This is a genomic window from Campylobacter sp. US33a (assembly GCF_004378855.1).
Classification (GTDB): Bacteria; Campylobacterota; Campylobacteria; order Campylobacterales; family Campylobacteraceae; genus Campylobacter_D.
On record NZ_RYYL01000050.1, the window covers coordinates 1 to 263 of the forward strand.

The 263-nt window shown below is 35.7% G+C and carries 1 pseudogene; it reads left to right on the forward strand.

Annotated features, from left to right (window positions below):
• A pseudogene (locus ELQ16_RS09855) lies at positions 1-263 on the forward strand (beta-ketoacyl-ACP synthase III); the annotation flags it as partial.

Here is a 263-nt window from a genome sequence, read left to right on the forward strand (position 1 = left end):
TGTGGGGATACTTTAAGCAAATTCATCCACCCTAAAAATATGAATTTAGCCCCAATTTTTGGCGATGGAGTAAGTGCAACTTTGATTGAAAAAACGGATTTTAATGAAGCCTTTTTTGAACTTGGAAGCGATGGGAAATATTTTGATAAACTCATCATTCCAAAAGGTGCGATGAGAATACCTAAAGCAGATATTTTCAACGATGATTCACTCATGCAAACTGAGGAGTTTAGACAATTAGAAAATCTTTACATGGACGGAGC